This window comes from Xanthomonas floridensis (assembly GCF_001642575.1).
In the GTDB taxonomy this organism is placed as follows: Bacteria; Pseudomonadota; Gammaproteobacteria; order Xanthomonadales; family Xanthomonadaceae; genus Xanthomonas; species Xanthomonas floridensis.
On sequence record NZ_LXNG01000045.1, the window covers coordinates 207,651 to 231,895 of the forward strand.

The 24,245-nt window shown below is 65.6% G+C and carries 15 protein-coding genes and 1 pseudogene; 10 read left to right on the plus strand and 6 right to left on the minus strand.

Annotation, left to right across the window (positions count from 1 at the left end):
- Positions 1 to 266 precede the first annotated feature (266 nt).
- The 8 genes from A7D17_RS18965 (at position 267) to tkt (ending at position 11,877) form a co-directional block, all read left to right on the plus strand.
- Entirely contained in the window at positions 267 to 1,286 is a 1,020-nt protein-coding gene (locus A7D17_RS18965; RefSeq protein ID WP_064510518.1) for an AAA family ATPase, read from the plus strand.
- Between the two features lie 22 nt (positions 1,287 to 1,308).
- Positions 1,309 to 2,268, plus strand: coding sequence for a DUF58 domain-containing protein (locus A7D17_RS18970; protein ID WP_064510519.1), 960 nt, complete (start codon positions 1,309 to 1,311; stop codon positions 2,266 to 2,268).
- A gap of 2 nt (positions 2,269 to 2,270) precedes the next feature.
- Positions 2,271 to 2,732, plus strand: a complete 462-nt coding sequence (locus tag A7D17_RS18975; protein WP_064510562.1) for a DUF4381 domain-containing protein — start codon at positions 2,271 to 2,273, stop codon at positions 2,730 to 2,732.
- Positions 2,729 to 3,736: a vWA domain-containing protein gene (locus A7D17_RS18980; RefSeq protein ID WP_064510520.1), complete on the plus strand. Its 1,008-nt coding sequence runs from the start codon at positions 2,729 to 2,731 to the stop codon at positions 3,734 to 3,736. The genes A7D17_RS18975 and A7D17_RS18980 overlap by 4 nt, the downstream gene beginning before the upstream one ends.
- On the plus strand, positions 3,727 to 5,547 hold the full coding sequence (locus A7D17_RS18985; protein ID WP_064510521.1) for a VWA domain-containing protein: 1,821 nt from the start codon (positions 3,727 to 3,729) through the stop codon (positions 5,545 to 5,547). Before A7D17_RS18980 ends, A7D17_RS18985 begins: the two co-directional genes overlap by 10 nt.
- Complete coding sequence (locus A7D17_RS18990; RefSeq protein WP_064510522.1) at positions 5,544 to 7,289, plus strand: BatD family protein; 1,746 nt, start codon at positions 5,544 to 5,546, stop codon at positions 7,287 to 7,289. The genes A7D17_RS18985 and A7D17_RS18990 overlap by 4 nt, the downstream gene beginning before the upstream one ends.
- 1,076 nt (positions 7,290 to 8,365) lie before the next feature.
- Positions 8,366 to 9,646 (plus strand): cation:dicarboxylate symporter family transporter, encoded by a 1,281-nt coding sequence (locus A7D17_RS18995; protein WP_082862161.1) that lies wholly within the window; start codon positions 8,366 to 8,368, stop codon positions 9,644 to 9,646.
- 230 nt (positions 9,647 to 9,876) lie between these two features.
- Complete coding sequence (gene tkt, locus A7D17_RS19000) at positions 9,877 to 11,877, plus strand: transketolase (RefSeq protein ID WP_064510524.1); 2,001 nt, start codon at positions 9,877 to 9,879, stop codon at positions 11,875 to 11,877.
- A gap of 247 nt (positions 11,878 to 12,124) precedes the next feature.
- Here the strand turns inward: tkt and A7D17_RS23410 are convergent.
- A pseudogene (locus A7D17_RS23410) lies at positions 12,125 to 13,135 on the minus strand (alpha/beta fold hydrolase); the annotation flags it as partial.
- 234 nt (positions 13,136 to 13,369) lie between these two features.
- On the opposite strand from A7D17_RS23410, the gene fhuE reads away from it, so the two are divergent.
- The gene (fhuE, locus tag A7D17_RS19015; protein ID WP_064510525.1) at positions 13,370 to 15,553 is read left to right on the plus strand and encodes a ferric-rhodotorulic acid/ferric-coprogen receptor FhuE; all 2,184 of its coding nucleotides are present in this window, start codon (positions 13,370 to 13,372) and stop codon (positions 15,551 to 15,553) included.
- Positions 15,554 to 16,042: 489 nt separating this feature from the next.
- Here fhuE and A7D17_RS19020 read toward each other — a convergent pair whose 3' ends face one another.
- Positions 16,043 to 17,020 carry a LysR family transcriptional regulator gene (locus A7D17_RS19020; RefSeq protein ID WP_064510526.1) on the minus strand — a complete coding sequence of 326 codons (978 nt, stop codon included), beginning with the start codon at positions 17,018 to 17,020 and terminating at the stop codon, positions 16,043 to 16,045.
- Positions 17,021 to 17,053: 33 nt separating this feature from the next.
- Here A7D17_RS19020 and A7D17_RS19025 point away from each other — a divergent pair, with 33 nt between their 5' ends.
- A complete protein-coding gene (locus A7D17_RS19025; protein WP_064510527.1) occupies positions 17,054 to 17,815 on the plus strand; it encodes an SDR family NAD(P)-dependent oxidoreductase in 762 nt (253 codons plus the stop codon).
- A 246-nt stretch (positions 17,816 to 18,061) separates the two neighbouring features.
- Here A7D17_RS19025 and A7D17_RS19030 read toward each other — a convergent pair whose 3' ends face one another.
- From A7D17_RS19030 to A7D17_RS19045, 4 genes are all read right to left on the minus strand, one after another.
- A complete protein-coding gene (locus A7D17_RS19030) occupies positions 18,062 to 18,778 on the minus strand; it encodes a M23 family metallopeptidase (RefSeq protein ID WP_064510528.1) in 717 nt (238 codons plus the stop codon).
- Between the two features lie 2 nt (positions 18,779 to 18,780).
- On the minus strand, positions 18,781 to 19,758 hold the full coding sequence (locus A7D17_RS19035; RefSeq protein ID WP_064510564.1) for a L,D-transpeptidase family protein: 978 nt from the start codon (positions 19,756 to 19,758) through the stop codon (positions 18,781 to 18,783).
- 339 nt (positions 19,759 to 20,097) lie between these two features.
- Positions 20,098 to 22,818 carry a TonB-dependent receptor gene (locus tag A7D17_RS19040; RefSeq protein ID WP_064510529.1) on the minus strand — a complete coding sequence of 907 codons (2,721 nt, stop codon included), beginning with the start codon at positions 22,816 to 22,818 and terminating at the stop codon, positions 20,098 to 20,100.
- Between the two features lie 138 nt (positions 22,819 to 22,956).
- On the minus strand, positions 22,957 to 24,132 hold the full coding sequence (locus A7D17_RS19045; protein WP_082862164.1) for a phosphatidylinositol-specific phospholipase C1-like protein: 1,176 nt from the start codon (positions 24,130 to 24,132) through the stop codon (positions 22,957 to 22,959).
- Positions 24,133 to 24,245 lie beyond the last annotated feature (113 nt).

The window sequence follows — 24,245 nt, forward strand, 5'->3', positions numbered from 1 at the left end:
AAAGAAGAAGGCCGCGGAAGCGGCCTTCTTCATTTTCAGGATCTACGTCGTTTGAGAGGTGTCTTGAGCGCTGGCAAGCATGGAGCCGGGCGCGGTGTACGCCCTGTCGCATGCTTCCATCCAGAAGTCTGCCCCTCAGCTTTGCGCTGCGTGGTTAGATGGTAGCGCCCGCGGTGGCTTGGGTAGGAGCATGACCTTCATCACTCACTGAACCTCCGGCCATCGCCAAGTGAACCAATCGCGCCCGGATCGGTCACACTGGGCCTATGAACGCACCGCCGCTCCTCCCCCCAGAAGCCGCTGCCGCGCCCGCCGAGGACCGGCTGCATCGTCAATTCACCTCCCTGCGCGAGTCGCTGGCGCAGCGCATCGTCGGCCAGTCGGCCCTGGTGGAGCGATTGCTGATCGCTTTGCTGGCCGACGGCCATCTGCTGGTCGAGGGCGCGCCCGGGCTGGCCAAGACCACGGCGATTCGTGCGCTGGCCTCGCGGCTGGAAGCGGACTTTGCGCGGGTGCAGTTCACTCCGGATCTGCTGCCGGCCGATCTGACCGGCACCGAGATCTGGCGCCCGCAGGACAGCCGGTTCGAATTCATGCCGGGGCCGATCTTCCATCCCATCCTGTTGGCCGACGAGATCAACCGCGCGCCGGCCAAGGTGCAGTCGGCCCTGCTCGAGGCGATGGGCGAACGGCAGGTCACCGTGGGCCGGCATACGTATGCGCTGCCGCAGCTGTTCCTGGTGATGGCAACGCAGAACCCCATCGAGCAGGAAGGCACCTTTCCGCTGCCCGAGGCGCAACTGGACCGCTTCCTGATGCATGTGCGCATTGGATACCCGCAGGCCGACGCCGAGGCGGAGATCCTGCGCCTGGCCCGCGAGGCGGCGCGCGATACGCTGGAAAAACACGAGACCGTTCCCGACAAGATTCCGCTGGAAGATGTGTTCGCGGCCCGGCGGGTGGTGCTGGACGTGCATCTGGCGCCGCAACTGGAACGGTATCTGATCGAGATCGTGCTGGCCTCGCGCGATGCACAGCGCTATGACCCTGCATTGGGGCGGCGGATCGCCTGGGGCGCCAGCCCGCGTGGCTCGATCGCACTGGAGCGCTGCGCGCGTGCGCGTGCATGGCTGGCCGGGCGCGACTACGTGACTCCGGACGATATCCGCGCCATCGCTCCGGATGTACTGCGCCATCGCGTGTTGCCCAGCTACGAGGCGACTGCCGAGGGCTGGGATGGCGAGCGTCTGGTGGCCGCCTTGCTGGAAAAGATCCCGCTGCCCTGATCGGGTAGCGCGTTGCCGAGGTATGCCGTCCTCCCGCCCGACTCCGATGTCTTCGATGCCGTCTCCGCCCCCCGCACATCCCGCCTCGTCCGTTGCCGGCGATGGCCTGCGCCCGAGTCTTGCGGAGCTGATCGCATTGCGCGGCACCGCGCTGCATCGCGGGCAACCCGGACGCGGCCGGCATGGCCTGGTGGGTCCGGTGCCTGCCGCAACACGTGGACGCGGGATGGAGTACGCCGAGTCGCGCGACTATGTGGCGGGCGATGACGCACGGCATATCGACTGGCGTGTCACCGCCCGCACCGGGCGCGCGCATACCAAGTTGTTCCAGGCCGAGCGCGAGCGCTTGAGCCTGATCGTGGCCGACACCTCGCCGGCGCTCTTCTTCGGTACGCGGGTGCGCTACAAGTCGGTACAGGCAGCGCGCGCTGGAGCGGTGGCGGCGTGGCTGGCGCAGCGACAGGGCGACCGCATCGCCGCCTTGCGCGGTACCTCCAGCGAAGCGCCGATTGCGCCGCGGTCGGGGCAGCGTGGCGTATTGCCGGTGCTGGATGCCCTGGCGCGCTGGTACGCCCAGCCACCGTCCGGCGATGCCGGGCTGGAGGTCGCGCTGGACCATGCCGCGCGCCTGCTGCGTCCCGGTGCGCGGCTGACCGTACTGGCCGATGCGCGCAGTGCCAGCACGATTTCCGCGACCCGGTGGTCCGGCCTGGCGCTGCATCACGAGGTGGTGGTGATCGTGCTGGTCGATCCGCTGGAGTTGTCGCCACCGGCGCGCGCGCTGAGTTTCGATGTGCGCGGTGAACGCATTGCGGTGGACCTGGCCAGCCAGTCCGCGCGCGCGCGCTGGCAGGCCGAGTTCGTGGCGCCACTGGAACACATGGCCGCGGTGCTGCAGGCACGCGGTGTGCGCCTGCATCGCCTGTCCACCGACGATGCCAGCGATGCCTGGCTCGGTGGCGCATCCGTGCGGGGCGCATGACGATGGCACCGCAATCGCTCTCGTTGCGCGATGTGCACCTGCCGCCATCGCCGGGCTGGTGGCCGCTGGCGCCGGGCTGGTGGCTGGTCATCGCGGTTGTCGCGCTGGTGGTGGCCGGTGCATGGTTCTGGTGGTGGCGCCGTCGCCGCCAGCAACGCCGCTGGTTGGCGGCGTTCGATGCCGAGCTGCAACGCGCGGCGACGCCGGCGCAGCGCCTGGCAGCGCTGTCGGCATTGTTGCGACGTGCGGCACGCACGGTGGATGCGAACGCCGATCGCCTGCAGGGCGAGGCATGGCTGCAGTTTCTGGACGGCCGCAAGAGCAAGGCGCAGGCGTTCTCGCAGGGGCCAGGACGCGCGGTGCTTGAGGGGGGATTCCAGCGCACGCCGGCAGTGGCCGACATCGAGGCCGTCCAGGTGCTGGTGCGGCAACGCTTCCTGGCGCTGATGCGGGGGCGGCGATGAACTGGCTGCAGTGGTCGCAATGGCAAGACGCGCTGGCGCATTGCGCATGGCCATGGGCGTGGTGGCTGATGCCGCTGCCGCTGCTGATGTGGTTCTGGCCGCGCCGCGCCGTCGATGCGGCGGCATTGCGCGTGCCGTATGCCGATCAATTGCACGCGGTCGCGCAGGCGCAGCGTATGCCCGCGCTAAGGATGCCGCGCTGGTTGGCCTGGCTGGGCTGGTTCCTGCTGTGCGCCGCGTTGGCGCGCCCGCAGCAATTGGGTGAGGTCATCCAGCCGCCGCGTGAGGCGCGCCAGATGATGCTGGCGGTGGACCTGTCCGGCAGCATGAGCGAACCGGACATGGTGCTGGGCGGCAACGTGGTGGACCGCCTGACCGCGGCCAAGGCGGTGCTGTCGGATTTTCTCGATCGCCGCGATGGTGATCGCGTCGGCCTGCTGGTGTTCGGACAGCGCGCCTACGCGCTCACCCCGCTGACTGCGGACCTGACGTCCGTGCGCGATCAACTGGCCGACAGCGTGGTGGGGCTGGCCGGGCGCGAGACCGCCATTGGCGATGCCATTGCACTGTCGGTCAAACGGCTGCGCGAGCAGGAGCAGGGCCAACGTGTGGTGGTGTTGCTCACCGATGGCGTCAACACCGCTGGCGTATTGAATCCCCTGAAGGCGGCCGAACTCGCCAAGGCCGAAAGGGTGCGCGTACACACGATTGCCTTCGGCGGCAGCGGCGGCTATTCGTTGTTCGGCGTGCCGATTCCGGCCGGCGGCAACGACGATATCGATGAGCAGGGGCTGCGCAAGATCGCCCAGCAGACCGGCGGGCGCTTTTTCCGCGCGCGCGATACCGCAGAGCTGGCCGGCATCTACGCCGAGCTCGATCGCCTGGAGCCGGTGAAGGCGCTGGGCCCGTCGGTGCAGCCACGCGTGGAGCGCTACTACTGGCCACTGGGTGCGGCCTTGATAGTCGCGTTGCTGGCGTTCGTGTTGCCGCGGAGATGGCAATGACTGCGCTGAGCGGGCTGCTTGCCTCGTTGCATCTCTTGCGTCCGGACTGGTTGTGGGCGCTGCTGGCGATCGTGCCGGCGGCTGTGCTGTGGCAACTGCGTCGCCGCAGCGCCAACGCCTGGCGGCAGAGCGTGGACGCACATCTATTGCCGGGCTTGCTGGTCGCCGGTGGCCGACGCGGGTGGCTGGGCTTCGTGCTGGCCGCCGTGACCTACGCGCTTGCGGTGGTGGCGATGAGCGGGCCCAGCTGGCGGCAGACCGAGCGCCCGACGTTTCATTCGAGCATGCCCCTGGTGGTGGTGCTGGATCTGTCCTCCAGCAGCAATGCAACCGATCTGCCGCCATCGCGCCTGCTGCAGGCGCGCGCGAAGCTGGCCACGCTGCTGCGCAAGCGCGCCGGCGGCGACGTCGCACTGCTGGTGTACGCCGGCGAAAGCTTTACCGTCGCCCCGTTGACCGAAGACGCCAGCAATGTGGCCTTGTTTCTGGACGCGCTCTCGCCGTCGGTGATGCCGGTGGATGGCAAACGCGCCGACCGCGCCATCGATGCGGCGACTCGCCTGCTGCAACAGGCCGGCTTCAAGCAGGGCGAGATCCTGCTGCTGAGCGATAGCGCGGACGGCTCGGCAGAAAGTGCGGCACGCACGGCGCGTGCGCGGGGATTCCGCGTGTCGGCCCTGGGCGTGGGCAGTGCACGCGGCGCTGCCTATCGCACTGCAGGTGGCGAGATCGCGCAGGCACGGCTGGACGAACCCGCCTTGCGCGATCTGGCCGGTCAGGGGGGCGGACGTTATGCGCGTATCACGCCCGATGACGCGGATCTGCAGGCGCTGGGCGTGCTCGATCCCGCGCAACAGTCGTTGGCCGAAGAGACCGCCGACGCCAACGGCGGCAAGACCTGGCTGGACGAAGGCTATTGGCTGGTACTGCCGGTGATGTTGCTGGCACTGCTGGCATTCCGTCGGCGTGCGGTGGTGGCACTGCTGGCGCTGGTAGGCGTCCTGCCGCTGGCCCAGCCCGCACAGGCAGCCGATGGCACGCTGTGGCAACGCGCCGACCAGGTACAGCAGCAACGCCTGGATGCTGGCGTGCAGGCCTACCGGCGCGGTGATTTCGCCGCTGCGCAAAAAGCCTTCGAACACGTCCCGACCGACGAAGGTTTCTACAACCTCGGTAATGCACTGGCGCGGCAAGGCCGCTACGACGAGGCGATTGCGGCCTACGATCGCGCCCTCAAGCAACATCCGAACCAGGCCGATGCGATCGCCAATCGCGCCGCTGTCGATGCGGCGCGCAAGCGGCAGCAGCAGGGCAACAAGGACGGGCAGGGCAAGTCCAAGGATCAGAATCAATCCGGGCAGAACAGGGCCGGCCAGAACCAGCAGAACACTCAGGGCGCGGGCCAGAACGGACAGCAGCCGCAGGACGCGCAAGGCAAGCAGGAGGGTAAGGATCCATCGTCTGCCACGCCTGAGTCGCAGGATGGAAAGACGCAGGACCCGCAGTCCGGCGATGGCAAGGGCGAGCCGAACAAGCAGGACGCACCACCGAAGTCGGCCGACGCCAAGGCGCAACAACAGGCCGACGAAGCGCAGCGCCGCAAGATGCAGCAGGCCATGGCGCAGGCCGGCGACAAGGGCGCCGATGCCAAGGGCAAGGCGGAAGCGGCAGTGGCGGACGAAACGCCGGAACAACGCGAACAGCGCCAGGCGGTGGATGCATGGTTGCGGCGGGTACCGGACGATCCGGGCAGCCTGCTGCGGACCAAATTCAGGCTGGAATACGAACGCAGGCAACGGGACGGACGATGATCGGCACATACCACTTGCGCCGCGTGGCGATCGGCATGCTGAGCAGCGCCGCGCTGGTGTTCTGCGCACCGCTGGGTGCGGTGACGCGCGCCTGGCTGGACCGCGACAGCGTCAATAGCGGTGATGCGGTGACGTTGAACATCGAAACCGATCAGCGCGGTGTCGATCCGGACTACTCGCCGTTGCGCAACGACTTCGCACTGGGCGCCAAGAGCGCCAATCAGCAGATGCAGGTGGCCAACGGCGGGGTGACGGTCCGCGCGTTGTTCGGCGTGGTGCTGACGCCGCGCAAGCGCGGTGAGGTGATCGTGCCGGCGATTCGCGTTGGCGGCGAGCGCACCGAGCCGCTGCGGCTGCAGGTGGTGGGCCCGGCGAACGAGGCGGCAGACAGCGGCGCCGGTGCCGCGAACGGGCCCAGTGCGGCGCAGGGCAACGAAGAGGCCTTCGTCCAGACCCAGGTGGACGACCCGCAGCCCTTCGTGCAGCAAAGCGTGGGCGTGGTGGTGCGCCTGTATTTCGCCAACCAGCTGGCCTCCGGCGAGTTGGATCTGGAAGCGCCCGATGGTGCGTCATTGCAACGCGTTGGCGACGACGTCAGTTCGGTCAAGCTGGTCAACGGGCGTCAATACAACGTGGTGGAGCGGCGTTATCTGCTGGTGCCCGAGCGCAGCGGGCGTCTGCTGCTGCCGTCGGCGCGCTTCACGGGCCGCTCCGTGGGCGGTTTCTTCGACGATTACTTCGGCCGCGGCACGGGCGAGCTGAGCGCGCGCAGTGCCAGTATCCCGCTGCAGGTGCGGGCGCAGCCGGCCAACGCACCGCAACCGTGGTTGCCGCTGCGCAGCCTGCAGTTGCGGTATACAGCCACCCCGCAGCGCGCCACTGCCGGCGAGGCCGCGCAGTTTGTGGTGGAAGCCCGTGCACGTGGCGCCACTCAGGCACAGTTCCCCGACCTGCCCACGCCGAGCGTGCCGGATGCGCAGGTGTTCGCCGAACCGCCGCAATACGAAGAACGGTTCGTGGACGGCTCGCCGCAGTTGCGGCTGACCCGGCGCTATTCGATCGTGCCCAACCGCGCCGGCCCGCTGGTCGTGCCCGGCCTGCAGGTGGCGTGGTGGGATGTGGGTGCGGCTGCTGCAAAGACGGCAACCGTGCCGGACCTGACGCTGGACGTCGCGGCGGGGAGCGGTGCGTTCGCGGTGCCGGCGCCTGCGCCTGAGCCGGCTGCGGGTCCGGTGGCCGCTGGCCCTGCGCCTGCAGCGGCCACCGGCGCGCTGACGGTGCAGCCGCCGTCGCAAGGGCGCCCCTGGGGATGGATCGTTGCAGCGGCAGGCTTCGCGCTACTGTGGGTGCTCACGCTGGCATGGGCGCTGCTGCGCCGACGTGGCGCACCGCCCACCGCGTCCGGTGGCCATGGCGCAGAGATCGTCATGCCAGGTCGGCGCGCCACGCACGGCGTAGCCGAGTTACGCCGCGCGCTGGATGCCGGCGGGATGGACGAGGTGGCAACCGTGCTCTGCGGCATGGCCGGTGTGGCTGACATCGACAGCGTGTTGGCCGCCCTGGCCGATCCCGCACAGCGCGCGGCCGTGGCGCGGATGCAGCGTGCGCGCTGGGGCGGCGACGGCGATGTGGCCGGTGCCCGCGCGGCGTTGCGCGAGGCATTCGCCAAGGGCCCACGCTGGCGGCACGCAAGCGCTGCAGAACCTGAGGTGCTGGCGCCGTTGTACCCGCCGGCGCCTTGATCGCCTGCGTGGCGTGGGCATTGGCAGCGACTGAGGGTCAAGAAGCGGCGTCTCGTTGTGCATCGCCATAGCGCCTGGATCAGCGCACGCGAAGGATGCGGCCGCCAGGCGTGGCTGCCGCTCGAAACTCGCTCTCATCCATGCACTCCGGTTCTGAGCGCTTCGCCACATCCATCCGGCACTGCGCATGACGTCTCGTTAGCGCGCTTGATTCCGGATATCTGATGTGGTGCCGAGGGCAAGGCGTTGCGGCTGCCATTGGGCTGCAGGGCGCTTGCCCACTCGCCATCGCCGGACACGCCGCAAGTACGTCCCTGTAGGTGCTTTGGTGGCATCCATGCTGCCAAGGTCCCGCGACGGCGAGCGGGCAAGGGCCAGTTGCGTTAGTCGGTGTACATGGGCGAGCAGTGCACTACGTCGCTGTGCGATCCATGGTGCTCGCTGGCTACGCCTCTCGCGTCTGCACCAACGTCCGTCTGATGCGAATGCGGACGCCTGCATCGGCACGTCAGCACGCGCGCCGCGATCAGCTCTGTGAAGCAGGCGCCGACCAACGTCATGGTGCGGAGTCCTTGCCGCTTGCAGGAGCCCGTGGCGGCATGGATACCGCCACGTCGCGTCCAGGGATGGATTCACGGCGTGTTCCGCGAGCGGTGAGGGCACCGCACGCTCAACCAGCTCGGCTGTAGCGCATCGATCTGACGTCAACGCTCACGATCTCGGCCGCAGTGAACTTAGGTGGTCGCAACTCCCAAGGGCAGTGCCAGGCACGAGCTGCAAGTCGCCAATCCCTGATCGCCAATCGCGCTCTGCATGCATGCGTGCAGATTGCCGCGAGCAATCAACGACTCCACCTACCAACGCGGTGCTGCAGCAAGCGAATCGCTCCCTGATTCACGCCAAGCAAGCAACTGCCTTACCCGCAAGGCTTTGCCCGCGATCACGTGTTTTGCTGTTGCACCACTCGCACCTGTCCTCGCAAGGCAGACCTACCCGCGGGCAGTTGCAGCGCGGCGTGGCCGCCTCGATGGCATTTGTTAAGCTCCGGTCTTTGTGTTCACATCAAGGCCGACCAGATGACTGCATCCCCAGCCGCACGCCGCCCGGGCCTGCCCCTGCATTGGAAGATGGGTATTGGCTTTGCCGTGGGCCTGGTGCTGGGTCTGGCCGTCTACTACCTGGCCGGCAGCGATGCCGACTGGGTGCGCATGGCGACCAAGTACGTCACCACGCCGTTCTCGCAGATCTTCCTCAATCTGATCTTCATGCTGATCGTGCCGCTGCTGTTTTCGGCACTGGTGATGGGCATCTCCGACATGGGCGACGTCCGCGCGCTGGGCCGCGTGGGCTGGCGCACCCTGGGCTACACCGTCGTGCTGTCCGGTATTGCAGTGCTGCTCGGTCTGGTGCTGGTCAATGTGCTCAAGCCCGGTGCGGGTGTGGACCCGCAACTGGCCAATCAGTTGATCCAGGAAAACGCCGAGCGCACCCGCGAGATCATTTCCAGCTCCGGCACCCAGCCGCAGGGCATGGACATGCTGTTGTCGATCGTGCCCAGCAACGTGATTGCCGCCGCGTCCAGCAATGGCGCCATCCTGTCGCTGATGTTCTTTGCGGTGATGTTCGGCGTCGGCATGGTGCTGACCGCCGATGAAAAGGTCGCCACGCTGCGGCGCGGGATCGAAGGCGTCTTCGAGATCTCGATGACCCTGATCGGCCTGGTGATCCGCCTGGCCCCGTATGCGGTGGCCTGCTTCATGTTCAACCTGGCCGCGTTGTTCGGCTTCGATCTGTTGATCCGCCTGGGCGCCTACGTGGGCGTGGTCGTGCTGGCGTTGGGGCTGCACATGGTGGCGAGCTACGGGCTGGCGGTGAAGTTTGCCGGGCGCTCGCCGCTGGGCTTCTTCAAGCAGACGCAGGAAGCCACTTTGATGGCGTTCTCCACTGCGTCCAGCAATGCGACCCTGCCCACCGCGCTGCGCGTGGCCGACGAGATGGGCCTGCCGCCGCGGGTGTCGCGCTTCGTGCTGACCGTGGGCGCCACCGCCAACCAGAACGGCACTGCGTTGTTCGAGGGCGTGACGGTGATCTTCCTGGCGCAGTTCTTCAACGTGGACTTGAGCCTCGCCCAGCAATTCATGGTGATGCTGGTCTGCATCCTGGGCGGGATCGGCACCGCCGGCGTGCCGTCCGGCTCGCTGCCGGTGGTGGCGCTGATCTGCGCGATGGTGGGGGTCAACCCGGTGGGCATCGGCATGATCCTGGGCGTCAATCACTTCCTGGACATGTGCCGCACGGCCTTGAACGTGACCGGGGATCTGGCGCTGACGACTTTGGTCGCCAAGGGCGAGGAATAGGGAATCGGGAATCGGGAATCGGGAATCGTTAAAGCGGGCTGGTGTGAGGGTAAGGAGTAATGCGTGGTCTTGCCTCGTCGCCGAAGCGGCCCGGCGCGGAGGGGGCATCGACCAACCCGCAACGCTGCATCCGATTCCCCATTCCCGACTCCCGATTCCCGTAACGCTGTGTATGGGAGAATAGGGGTCTCCGCTTCCAGCGGTGTTCCCCTCCGCTTCCATAGACGCCCATGACCCAGCCCACCCGCCGCCAGCTGGCCAACGCCATCCGTTTTCTTGCCGCAGATGCGGTCGAAGCCGCCAAGTCCGGCCACCCCGGCATGCCCATGGGCATGGCCGATATCGCCGAAGTGCTGTGGAACGACTTCTACCGGCACAACCCGAACAACCCGCAGTGGTTCAACCGCGACCGTTTCGTGCTGTCCAACGGGCATGGGTCGATGTTGCAGTACGCGTTGCTGCACCTGTCCGGCTACGACCTGCCGATCGAGCAGCTCAAGCAGTTCCGCCAGCTGCACAGCAAGACCGCCGGCCACCCGGAGCGCAGCGAGACCCCTGGGGTGGAGACCACCACCGGCCCGCTCGGCCAGGGCTTCGCCAACGCGGTCGGGTTCGCGCTGGCCGAGAAGTTGCTGGCGCAGCGCTATAACCGCCCGGAGCTGGAAATCGTCGACCACCGCACCTGGGTGTTCATGGGCGACGGCTGCCTGATGGAAGGCATTTCGCACGAAGCCGCCTCGCTGGCCGGTACCTGGGGCCTGGGCAAGCTGGTGGCGTTCTGGGACAACAACCAGATCTCCATCGACGGCAACACCGCCGGCTGGTTCAGCGACGACACCCCGGCGCGTTTCGAAGCCTATGGCTGGCACGTGATCCGTGACGTGGATGGGCACGACGCCGAGAAGATCAAGGCGGCGATCGAGGCGGCGCTGGACAACAGCGACAAGCCCACGCTGATCTGCTGCCGCACCAAGATCGGCTTCGGTGCGCCGACCAAGGCCGGCAAGGAATCCTCGCACGGCGCACCGCTGGGCAAGGACGAGCTGGAAGGCGCGCGCAAGGCACTGGAGTGGCCGTACGGCCCGTTCGAGATTCCCGAAGAGATCTACGCCGGCTGGCGCGCCGGAGGTACCGGCACGCTGCGCCAGGCCGAATGGGAACAGCTGTTCGACAAGTACGCCAAGCAGTACGCCAGCGAAGCCGATGAGCTGACCCGCCGCTCGCACGGCGAGCTGCCGGCCGACTTCATCGCCAAGGCCGATGCCTACATTGCCAAGGCGCAGGAAGACGGCCAGACCATCGCCTCGCGCAAGGCCTCGCAGCTGGCGATCGAAGCGTTTGCGCCGCTGTTGCCGGAACTGATCGGCGGCTCGGCCGATCTGGCGCATTCCAACCTGACCCTGTGGAAGGCCAGCAAGTCGGTGGCCACCGACGACCCGGATGCCAACTACGTGTACTACGGCGTGCGCGAGTTCGGCATGACCGCCATTGCCAATGGCCTGGCGCTGCATGGTGGCTTCATTCCCTTCGATGCCACCTTCCTGGTGTTCAGCGACTACGCGCGCAACGGCGTGCGTATGAGCGCGTTGAATCCGGCGCATGCCATCCACGTGTACACCCACGACTCGATCGGCCTGGGCGAAGACGGCCCGACCCATCAGCCGGTGGAACACCTGGCCTCGCTGCGCTACATCCCCAACAACGATGTATGGCGCCCGGGCGATGCGGTGGAATCGGCGGTGAGCTGGAAGGCTGCGATCACCCGCAAGGACGGCCCGAGCTGCCTGATCTTCAGCCGCCAGAACCTGCAGCACCAGCCGCGCAGCGCCGAGCAGCTCAAGCTGATCGAGCGCGGTGGCTATGTGCTGGCCGATGCCGAAGGTGGCACGCCCGACGTGATCCTGATCGGTACCGGTTCGGAAGTGGGTCTGGCGGTGGAAGCCAAGAAGACGCTGGATGCGGCCGGTTTGAAGACACGCGTGGTGTCGATGCCATCCACCGACGTGTTCGATCGCCAGGACGCGGCCTATCGCGAATCGGTGCTGCCGAATGCGGTGCGCAAGCGCGTGGCGGTGGAAGCGGGCGTGACCGGCTTCTGGCGCAAGTACGTGGGCCTGGATGGCGATGTGGTCGGTATGGATACCTTCGGTGCCTCGGCACCGGCCGATCAGCTGTATGCGTACTTCAAGATCACCGCCGAGCATGTGGTGGCGGCAGCCAAGGCGCTGTAAGACCTGGCGTGTTGCGTTAAAGAAAAAGCCGGCGAAAGCCGGCTTTTTTGTTGGATCTCGTGAGCGATGCGCGGTACGTCATCGTTCAACGAAAGTGTTGCGTGTTTCAATGCGCGTCGTTGGCCAGCGCCGAGGCGCGGATCCCGGTCAGCACGTTCAGCTGTGCGTCCATCATCGGCGGGTTGGGGTCGTGCCCGGTGCGTGGCAGCAGAAGGAATTCCTTGCTCGGTGCAGAAAGTCCATCGAAATAGGCTTTGCTGATCTGCGCCGGCGTGACCAGATCCTGTTCGCCCTGAATCAGATAGACCGGCATGGCGAACTGCGGCCCGAGTTTGCGCAGGTCGATCTGCGGGCCCATGCCGTCGCCTGCCAGCCCGACGAACTGCAGGAAGGAATAGTCTTCTCCGGCCTCATAGGCTGCGCGGTAGTCGGGCGTGTCGTACTCCGCTGCGAAGGTGAACCAGTCTTCCGGTGCCGGGTCGGTACTCAAGGCTTCGTACTTGCGCGTCAGGCGCCTCAGCACGCCGAAGTTGCGCGGGTTGGTCCATGGCGGCGGGCCGATCGTCTCCAGCTTGCTGATCGCGTCCGCATCGCTGGCTGCGCGGGCCAGGCTCAGCGTCTTGTTGTAACTGGCCGCCATATCGTCCTGGTAACTGACCAGCTGAGCGGTGCCAACATAGGCATGGAACAGGCTGGGATTTGCCTTGGCGATATTGACCGACAATGCCGAGCCCCACGATCCACCCATCAGGATGAGCTTGGATTTGCCCAGCCGTTGCGTGGCATAGCGCGCGACCGCGCTACCGTCCTGGGTCAGCCGCTGCATTGTCAGCGTCTCGCCGTCGGCAGGTTTGCTTGCGGCGTAGGTCTTGCCGGAGCCGCGTTGATCCCACTGCACGATGGTGAAGTCGCGCGTCCAACTGCCGAACAGGCGATGCGCGAACGGCGTGTTGGGGTTGCCCGGCCCGCCATGCACGATCAGCACCACCGGATTGCGGCAGTCCTGACCTTCGATTGTCACCCATTGCTGGATGCCTCCGATCTGGACAAGGCCTGCCTCGTGTACGGCGTTACCGGGTGCCCGGCAAGCGTCACTCAATCGCGTTTTTTCTTGCTCCGCAGCGCTCACTGCTGGCGTGCACAACAGCAGTAGAGCGACAGTCATCCCGCATTTCTTCATGTAAACCCCTGTTGTAGTGCGTTCCGTCAGTACGTCAGCCACCTGTTCGGCAGCTCCCGTTCCGAGTGTCGCGTCCATGCGCGTTCGGCTGCAATGGCTGCGGTCAGACCATGAGTTGCGCAATGCACCGTTCAGCCAGGTAGCGCTCGCTTGTGTCAGGCAAATGCTAAAAATATGTCAATCCAGCTATTTAAAATGTGAATCATTCCCATTAAAATGTTGCGCTGCCGCGGTTTCGTGGCACGTCTTTCCCCCTGTTTACCGCCGCCTCCGCGTGGCGGCTTGCCCTCGACTGTCTGCGCCGGAGCTGTGATGAATCGTCCTACCGTAATGCGTCTTCTTCCCATTGGGCTGCGCCAGCGCGCGCTATCGCATGCGGTGTTCGCCGCGCTGTGCACGGTGTCGGCAGGCCAGGCCATGGCCGAAACCCCGGCCGGCGAAGCCGAAGTCACCACCCTGGACCGGCTGAACGTGCAGGGCGAGCAGGTCAAGGGCTACACGGTGGAAAAGACCACCGCCGGCACGCGCATGAACCTGTCGCTGCGCGAGATCCCGCAGTCGGTCACGGTGGTCACGCGCGAGCGCATGGACGATCAGAACCTGCAGAGCATCACCGATGTGCTCAACAACGTCTCCGGCATCTCGGTGGCGCAGAGCGACAGCGAGCGGCTGGAGTTCTACGCGCGCGGTTTCTACATCGACAACTACCAGTTCGACGGCATCCCGGCGTACATGGAACAGGCCTGGAGCTATGGCGATTCGGCGCTGGACGTGGCGTTGTACGACCGCGTGGAAGTGGTGCGTGGTGCGACCGGTCTGTTGACCGGCTCGGGCAACCCGTCGGCGTCGATCAACCTGGTGCGCAAGCATGCAGTGAGCCGCGACTTCACCGGCACCGTGTCGGTGGGTGGTGGCGACTTCAACAAGACCCGCAGCGTGGCCGATGTCACCGTGCCGCTGAGCCCTGAAGGCACCGTGCGCGCACGTGTGGTCGGCGTGTATCAGGACGGCGAATCGGACATGGATCGCTACAACCTGCGCAAGAAGATCGGCTCGGCGATCATCGATGCCGATCTCACCGACAGCACCTTGCTGAGCGTGGGCTACGAATACCAGAAGAAGGAATCGGACGATGTCACCTGGGGCGGCTTCCCGCTGTTCTTCAGCGATGGCACCCGCACCAACTACGACCGTTCGTTCAACCCGGCCGCCGACTGGACGTTCTGGGATACGCGTCTGCAGCGGACCTTCGCCAGCCTGCAACAGAGCTTCGACAGCGGGTGGACCCTCAAGGCCAACGTGAGCCACGAGAAGACCGAAGCGGCCAATCACCTGTTCTATCCGTTCTATACGATCTTCGGTTTCGACCGTGCCACTGGCGGCGGCGTGGTGCCGTATTCGGGCAACTACCAGACCGAGCGTAAGGCCGATGGCGCCGATGTCTACGCGGAAGGTCCGTTCCAGCTGTTCGGCCGCGAGCATCAGTTGGTGGCCGGCGCCAGCTACAACCGCCGCGAGTACGTCAACAACGGCACCTTTGACTTTCCGGCACCGCTGACCAGCTATTTCGGCTGGAATGGTGCCTATCCCGAGCCGAACTGGAGCCCGCGCACGGTGCAGAGCGAAGGCACCATCAAGCAGAAGGCCGCTTATGTGGCTGCGCGTTTCTCGTTGGCCGATCCGCTGACATTGCTGGTGGGCGCGCGCTATACCGATTGGCAGATCGATGGCGGCAACTTCGATGCGGCGCAGGGCTTAGTCCCGTTCTCCGATAGCCAGACCGAAGTCACTCCGTATGCCGGTCTGGTCTATGACCTCAACGATGTGTGGTCGACCTACGTCAGCTACACCGAAATCTTCAACCCGCAGACCTTGCGCGATGCCAACGGCGGTTACCTGGACCCGTTGAGCGGAAAGGGCTACGAGGCCGGCGTCAAGGCCGCGTGGTTCGATGATCAGCTCAATGCCTCGCTTGCCCTGTTCCGCATCGAGCAGGACAACCTGGGCGTGGCCACCGGCGGATTTGTGCCGGGCAGCAGCGAGTCCGCGTTCGTGGCCGCCAATGGCGTGGTCAGCGAAGGTTTCGATTTCGAGGTGTCCGGGCGCCTGACCCAGGGCTGGAATGCCACCTTCGGTGCGTCGCACTACACCGCGCGCGACGACAGCGGCACCTCGATCAATACCCATCTGCCGCGCACCACCCTCAAACTGTTCAATAGCTACACCCCGCAAGGTGCGTGGAGCGACCTGACCGTGGGTGGCGGCGTCAACTGGCAGAACCGCTCCTACTACGTGGACCCGGTGTATGGCACGTTCCAGCAGAGTGCCTATGCCCTGGTCAGCGCATTCGCGCGCTACCGCCTGTCGCCGCAGTTCTCGGTGCAGCTCAATGTCGATAACCTGCTCGACAAGCGCTACTACGCGCAGTTCAACGGCGGCTATGGCGCATGGGGCGCGTCGCGCAACGGCATGCTGACCTTCAACTACACGTTCTGACGGCGCACCGCATCGGGCGTTTTGTCGCCCGCTGTGATCGACGCCTGGCACAGGCATCTTGCGAGAGATGCCTGTGCTTTTTTGTGTGAGTCTGATGTGTCGCAACGTGCAGAGATCACGTAGCGCGTCCTGATCTGGCAGCTCCACGTGCTGACCGGGCACATGGTGGGCGTCGGTGACGGTCGGTGCCCGGCGACAACTGGCACGGCAACGTGTGAACGATGCGGCCGCATATCGCGTGACTATTTTGCGCCCTGCATATCGCGCACGGAGTGTGCCAGGCGTACCTATCGAGCAATCACGGTGTCTGGCCGACACGCAGGCGTGTGCATTGCGACGGCGAACTACGTCGTTGGAGGCACGGCCGTGCGGCGGTGCGGCGCATGGCCGTCGACAAGGCCGCGACTGCGATGCGGGAGCTGCATTGCCCGCGTTCGCGTCGCACGCCGCCCTCGGCTACTTGGCAGGCTGGGCATCGACGCATGCGGCTCAGGGCACGAGCGGCTGCAGATGCGGTGCCATCACCTCTGCCACCCAGTCCATGAAGGCACGCACGCGCTGCGGGAGATGACGGCGCTGCGCATACAGCAGGGTGACCGGCATTGGTTCGGCAGCGAGTTCGGGCAGGATCTCCACCAATGCACCGCTGTCCAGGTGTGGGCGCAACGGGCTGGCGGGAGCCTGGATGATGCCAAGCCCGGCCAGCGCCGCGGCAAGATAGCCGTCGCCGTTGTTCACCGTGACTGGTCCACGCATCGGTAGCAACCGGTAGGCCTGACCATCGTGGTATTCGAAGCCCGGCGAGCGTTGCCCCAACGTTGGCACGTAGTGCACCAGATTGTGCCGGGCCAGATCGTCCAGACACTGCGGTGTACCGCGAAGGGCGAGATACCCGGCGCTGGCACAGCTGACGATCCGGAACGCACCCAGCGGACGCGCGACCAGGCTGGTGTCTTCCAGTGTGCCGACCCGCAGCACGCAATCGAAGCCTTCGCGCACCACATCCACGCGGCGGTCGGTGCCGCTGATTTCCACTTCCAGCTGCGGGTGCTGCGCGAGGAACGCGGGCAGGGCCGGAATCACGAAATTGCGTGCGATGCCGGCCGACATATCCACCCGCAACCGACCGCGCAACTGGCCACGCTCGCGCTGAAACATGCCTTGCAGTTCGTCCATGTCGTCCAGCAGATCGCGGCTGCGCTGGTAAAACGCGCTGCCATCGCCGGTGAGTTGCACGCGCCGTGTGGTGCGATGCAGGAGCTGGGTGCCCAGCGAGGCTTCCAGCCGTTGCACGGCGGTCGACACGCTTGCCTTCGGCAATCCCAGCGTTTCGGCAGCCTGGGTGAAGCTGCCGAGTTCGGCCACGCGCAGGAAAGCGCGTAGCGATTCCATGGTGTCCATCGATTGGTCGATTATCTTGAACGGTGCAATCAGCGTGAGCCGATTTATGTGCCACAGCAAGCGCAATAGGCTGCAGGTTCTTATTGACGGAGTGCTCCCATGTCCACCACTACCCCCATCACCGTGATCACCGGCGGCAGCCGCGGCCTGGGCCGCAACGCCGCGTTCGCGCTCGCTGCGGCGGGCAGCGATATCGTGCTGACCTACCGCAGCCAGGGCGGGGAAGCGGCCGACGTGGTTGCGCAGATCCAGGCACTGGGGCGCCGCGCGCAGGCAATACAGCTGGATGTGGCGGAGGCAGAGACCTTCGCCGCGTTTGCTGCACAGCTGAAGGACGTGCTGGCCGATTGGGGCCGCACGCAGTTTGATGCACTGGTCAACAACGCCGGCACCGGCCTGCATGCGGCCATTGCCGATACCACGCCCGCGCAGTTCGACGCGCTGGTCAATCTCCATCTGAAGGGGCCGTACTTCCTGACCCAGACCTTGTTGCCGCTGATCGCCGATGGCGGGCGCATTCTCAACGTCTCCAGCGGGCTTGCGCGCTTTGCGCTACCGGGGGCGTCGGCCTACGCGATGATGAAGGGTGGGGTGGAAGTGTTCACCCGCTACCTTGCAAAGGAACTGGGCGCGCGTGGCATACGCGCCAACACGCTGGCACCGGGCGCCATCGAAACCGACTTCAATGGCGGCAGCGTGCGCGACAACGCGCAGATCAATGCGATGGTTGCCTCGGTGACCGCGTTGGGCCGTCCCGGCTTGCCGGACGATATCGGCCCGGTGGTGGCGGCACTGCTTGCGCCGGGCACCGGCTGGATCAATGCGCAGCGCATTGAAGTCTCCGGCGGCATGTTGATCTAGTCGTCGCCAATGCTGCCGTTCGGGCATCGGTAAGCGGGCCGGCGTGAGGAATCGGAACGCACCAGGCGCGGTTTCGACGCTAGTTCGAGCGTGTGCGGCGTGTGCGGTGACTGCTCGTGCAGGCCTGCATCCCGCACGCTCGGTGGTGTGCGTGCGACGTTCTCAAATGCATGAGGCGTCGCCAGCAGTTCTCTCTGCATCAGCCATGATGAGCAAGCGCGCACCCAAAACGTGGGCCCCGGTGGCTTATTGCAATGGCTGGTCGCCATGCAGGATGGGGTAGGGATTCAACGCCTCGCCCTTCCACCACTGCTTTTCCGGCCCGAGCCGATGGATTTCGAAATGCAGATGCGGTGCGGCCGGATTGGCGTTGCCGGTGCTGCCGACATAGCCGATGACCTGGCCGCGCTTGATCGTTTGCTTCTCGGTCAGGCCGTCGGCATAGCGCTCCAGGTGCGCGTAGTAGTAGCAATAGGTGCCGCCGGGTTCGAATTGATACACGGTCAGGCCGCCGCGTTCGCTGGTAAACAGCTTTTCTACCGTGCCATCGGCTACAGCCAGAACCGGTGTGCCGGTGGGGGCCAGGATATCGATCGCATCGTGGACGCGGCCTTCGCTGCGTGCATCGGTAAAGGTGTCCTGGAGCTGGTTGCTGCCGATGCCTTGTACCGGAATCAGCAAGCCGGACGTTGTCGCCGACGTGTCCGTTGTCGGTGCAGGAGTGGGAGCGAGTGTAGCTGACGCCGCCGCGGCCGCTGGTGTCGTACTCGCAGGTGCAGGAGTCGCAGGCGTTACCGGTGGCGCTGCAGGTGACGGCGCCACAGCGACTTCCATCCCGGTAGACGGCGAGGCAACCGTGCTCGCGGCAGGCGGTATCTTTGCTCCCGGTGCATGACGTTCCAGCCACCAGTAACCACCGGCGCCGATCGCCACACCCGCGATCAGGATCATCAGCAGTCTCATGGCTACTCCTGCATCACCACCGGCACCGATGGGCCAACCACGCTGGCCAGGTTCACCACGTCCCAGTTGGTCAGGCGCACACAGCCGTGTGATTCGGTCTTGCCGACATGGCCGGGTTCGGGCGTGCCGTGCAAGCCGTAATGCGGTTTGGACAGGTCGATCCACACCCGGCCGACCGGGTTGTTGGGACCTGCCGGAAGCGTGGCCTTCTGCTCGCCCTTCTTCGCATCCCAAAACAATTTGGGGTTGTACTTGAACACCGGATCACGCGAGATGCCAAGGATCTTCCAGCGGCCGATCGGCAGCGGGTCGTGCTTGCTGCCGGAGGACACCGGGAACTGCGCATACACCTTGTCGTTTGCGTCAAACAGCCGCAGCGTCGAGTCGGACTTGTCCACCACCAGCTTGGCCGGTTTGGCCAGCGGCGCAACGCCATCGATGTTGGGCACCTGGATCACGCCGCCGGCCTTGCCCAGGTCCACGCCCGGATTGAGTTGGCGCAGCAATGCAGGATCGGCGTGGAAACGCTCGCCCAATGCCTCATCGACCGACGCATAGCCCAGCGCGGACAGCTTGGCCTGCTCGGCCAGGCCCTTGGGGATCGGTTGGAACGGGCCGGCAACATCGGCATCGGTCAAGGTGTATTGCACCAGCGCCGGTGTGGTGTCGGCCTGCAATGCCTGCCAGGTTGCGTCATCCAGTTCGCCGGTGACCTTGATGTCGTGCGCTGCCTGGAACCCGGAGACCGCACGCTTCTGGTTGGAGCCGCGCTCGCCATCGATCTGGCCGGGCGAAAAATGCGCACGATCGAGCAGTACCTGCGCGTGCAGGTCCGAGCGCGGACCGGTTTGAACGGCCTTCACCGCAGGCGTCGCGGCAGCGGCGGGCGCAGCTTGCGGTGCCTCCTGCGCCAGCGCCGGCAATGAAGCGCCGAGCGCCAGGGCGAGCAAGCAGACACGAGCGTAAGAGCGTGGTGGCATGGGCAGGTCCAAAAGATGCATGGGCGCACCTTGCCGCAGCCGCCTGCGTTTTCCGTGTGAAATGGCTGCACGCGGACTGACTGGAGACACCCTGCGCGCATTGACTGCGTGACAGCGCAAGACCACGTATCCGCTCAGCACGAGTCGTCTGGCCCGACTTTTCATACCTCAGGACGCCACACGGCGCAGGCCTTCCCACGCGCGAGTCGGCCGGGCGGTGTGCCGGCGTCGTCTTCATGGCGAATGCACCTGCGCCCAGCCAGCAGCAATGAGCAATGCAGCCGACAGCGTTCCCGCACCAACCAGGAACGCCGCTCCGGCATTGCCGTACCGTTGCCCTCAGTAGGTGTAGCCCAGCGTCAGCATGTACACCCGCCCGGTCTGCACATAGGCGCCGTCGGCGCCGGGATCGTAGGCCATGTAGCGTTTGGACTTGCCTTGGGTTTCGTAGAACGTGGCTGCGTTGAGCAGGTTCTTCGCCGACACGCCCACGTCCACATGGTGTGGCAGATGATAAGTGGCGTTGAAGTCCAGCGACTTCACCGGCTGCAGGTAGTAATTGAGCCGGTCGGTAGTGAGCCCCAGCAGCTGCAGGCCGGTGTAGTTGTAGCTCAGGTCGGTGCGCAGATGCGTGTCGTCGTAGAACAGGTCCAGGTTGTAGAGGCGCTCCGGAGCACGCGGCAACCAGGTCTTTTCGGGTTGATCTGCGCGCCTGCTGTCCGCTTCGCTGTGCTGCAGGGTGACATTGGCGGTGACGCCAAGATTGCTCCACAGCCCCGGCAGTTGCTGCAGGCGCTTGCTCGCTGCCAGCTCCAGGCCATAGAGCTTTGCGGTGCCGCCATTTTGCGGCATGGTCACCGGTACGCCGTTTTCGAACGTGGTGCCGGTTGGTACCAGGCCGCCGAGCGTGTTGTCGTTGCTGGTGGCCGACTGCGAGGTATACACAAAGCCGGTAATGCGCTTGTAGTAAGTGGAGGCGCTCAGCACGCCGCCCTGGTGATCATAGAATTCGGCAGACAGGTCTGCATTGTCGGCCTTGCTCGGCTGCAGGTCCGGATTGGGTCTGGAGATGCCCACCACCCGTTGCGTGTCGTCGATGGTGTACACGGTCTGGCCGGAAATCAGGCCAAACGCCGGGCGGCTGAAACTGCGACGCAACGACGCGCGGTACACCGTGAGCGCGTCCGGGCGATAGTTGAGGCTGACGCCGGGCAGCACCTGCCCATAGGTGCTGCCATTGCCCACGAAGCGCCCGCTGGCGCCATCGCCGTTGGATTGCCAGGCGTCGGCCGAATACCGCGTCAGTTCATAGCGCACGCCGGGCAGCACGCTCACCGCGCCGAAGTGCAGTGCGGCCATCGCATAGCCGGAGGTGATCGCCTCGGTGCTGGAGGTGGTGTTGGCGTTGTAGTCGTTGGCGGTATAGGTGCCGGCGCCATTCGGATCGTTGATGTACTTGTAGGGCACCGCCTGTGCGCGCATCCAGCGGCGGTCCAGCAGCTTGAACGCACCGGCGTAGTGGCCGTCGAAGGCGTTGTAGGTGAGGCGGCCAGGAATCGCGCTCAGCGGTGGGCCACCGGCGGTGGGGAACGCATAGTTGGGGCCGCCGAAATACGGCCCATTGGTGACCAAGTTGCCGTCCTTGTGGAAGAACGGATGGTCGTATGCGTCACGCCCGGAGTGATCGGCCGACAGGCCGACCTTGACGCTGTCCAGCACATCCCCGTCCACGCGGTAGGTGATATCGGTGTGCAGGTTGACGCGGTTGTCGTGACTGCCGGCATCGTGGCCCTGCACCTTCCACAGCAACGACGAATCCAGGTTGTAGAAGAAGTCCTTCAATGCCTGGGAACTTGGTCCGATGCTCGGGTAGGTAGGGTCGCTGAGATCGAAGGCGAAACTGCCGGGCGTGAAGCCATACAGGCTGGCCGACACATAGTCCGGCCGGCTGCGGGTGCCGCGGCCGAACGCGCTGCCGTAGTCGAAACGTAGCCGGTCCAGCGTGGTGTGTCCGCCCAGTTGCAACGTCGCCAGGGTCTCGTCGATGTCGTGCGTATTGAAGTAGCCGCCGCGCACGGCAGTGGGCTGGTTACGGAAGGTTTCCAGGCGTGCGCTGGACTGGTCCTGCTGCCCGGTGACGCCGTAGCTGCCATAGATCGCGCGTGCGTACAGCGCGCTGGTGTCGCCCTGCCAGTCCAGCGACAGGTTGCCGCCATAGCGTTCGATCTGGCTGGTGTAGAGGCTGTACTTGTAGCGGGTGCTGATCAACGGCCCCACGGTGCGCAGGTCGGTGGCGTTGGCAAGCGCGGGGTCGGCCGGCAGGTACTTGCTGTTGGGCGCCGGTGCCTGGGCCATGGTGTTGTTCTTGCCGTAATAGGCAGAGGCGTAAATGCCGAACGCATGGCCGTCGCCGAACTTCCAGGCCAGTTCCTGCTGAAGGGTGCCGCCGCTGTCCTTGCCGTCCAGATGCGTGGCCAGGTCGTTGAGCTGGCCGCGTGCGGTGGTCTTGGCATACACGTCCTGCGCGAAGTCGAACGCGTTGGGTGTCCGCATGTCGATGGCACCGCCGATGGAGTCGCCGGGCATGTCCGGCGTTGGCGATTTGGACACCTGCACCGACTGGATGCCGAAGGGCGCGAGCATGTTCAACGAAATGGCGCGGGTGGAAGAATCGGTCTCCGGCATGCCGAAGCCGTTGAGCGTGTAGGCGTTGTAGCTTGCATCCATGCCGCGGATGCTGACGTAGGCGTTCTCGCCGGTGGTGGCCTGGCCCAGATGCATGTCGCTGTACGCCGACAGCCCCGGCATGTGCGCCACCACATCGGCAATGCCGCCGGATGGAATCGCATCGATCTGCTGCTTGTTCAACACGCTGTTGACGCTGCTGGAGGCGCGTTGCTCGTCGAGCGAACCCGGCGCGGCGGTATGCGTAGCCTGCACGTTGACCGAATCCAGGGTGGTGGTGGCTGTGCGCAGGTCCGGATTTTCTGCAAACGCCGGTGCCGACAGCGCCAGGGCGATGGCGCAGGTCAGGCGATGAAAAGGACGAAGATGCGGCATTGGAAGGACTCACTTAAGGTGGGGAGGGGAAAGGCCCGGCCCGGCACGCGGACACAGCCAGGTCTGGCCGACGCCATCCATTGCGACAGGACGTGATTTGCGTGTGGGCAGCCGCGGCGCGGTGCGCGGCGCCGTCGTTCAGTGGGTCAGGTCGAGGCCCTTGCACAGTGTCTGCGGCCGCTGCGGATTGCAGCGCGCCACCGCACCGCCGGCAAAGCGCACCACATAGCCGGAGCTGGCCGGTGCGTTGACGGGAAAGTCGGTGCTGATCAGCTGTGCGCCGCTGGCCAACATGCGGTCGCGCCGCGTGGTGTCGTTGGTTTGCGCTTGCCTGAGGTCGGCATCGGCGCGCGTACGCACCAGGTAGCCGGCCTTGACCAGCTGCGTGATCTCTTCGGCAGGACCGTCATTGCGCTCGATGAACGCGGCATCGTCGGCGCCGGGCACTGCATTGGTGAAACACATCCGGCCGCGCAATGCCGGATGGCCGGGAAGATAGCTGGCACCGGCGATGCGTTGATCCAGCAGGAAAATCACCTTGCCGCGTGCGGCCTGCAGGGGTGGCCAGCCATGCGCCAGCACCGCTGCATTGAGCGTGCGCGCGCCGCCACGCACCTGATCGGGGCTGATGTACTCGCCGGGCTGGAACACCGAGCGCAGCTCGGCATCCAGGCCGTCCATCGCCTTGGCGTCGAACGGCTCGGGCTGCACGGTCGGAAACGCCGCCGGTATCGGTGCCTGCTTGGTCTCCAGCAGGATGAAGACGGGCACATGGCCAGGGTGCTGCCGGGACCATGCGCGCACTTCCTGCAGGCAGGCCACCAGCGGCTGGCAGTTGCTACGCTGGTCGATGTCCTGCACATGCATGACCTTGAATCCGGGTTTGTCCATCACCCCCTCCGGCGCGCTTGCCGGCGCGGCTGCAAGACCGGCCTTGGCAATCTGCGCAACGATGGCAGGATGCGCATAGCGCCCACCCTGTGCATCGGCAAACACGTCCAGCTCCAGTTGTCGCACGCCATCGTCCAGTTGCCTGGTCAATGCCGGATGGCGGTAGTCGAGGGCGGCAAACAACGCCGGATCGAGTTGCTTCAGCAGCGCTGCCTCGCTGGGTGCGAATCCGGCGTGGTAGCTGTTGTGGCTGCCGATGTATTGCAGATCGGTGAGGTGGGGCGCTGCGCTCGCCACAAGGCTGCCCAGCATCGCAACCGCGAAGGTGATGCCGGCAGCTGCAGTCCTTCGCTTTTCGCGCGCATCATTCGCTTTGCTGTCGGTGCGGGAGATGGATGCAGAAACAGCGGAAAAACCAGGCATTCAGAGCGATCCGGACACAATGTGATCGCCATCATCCTGGCCCAGTTTGACGCATATCTTTCTGCTGGATGTCCGTGCTGCGTCAGCCCGCCGGCCTGGTCGCTATCGAACGC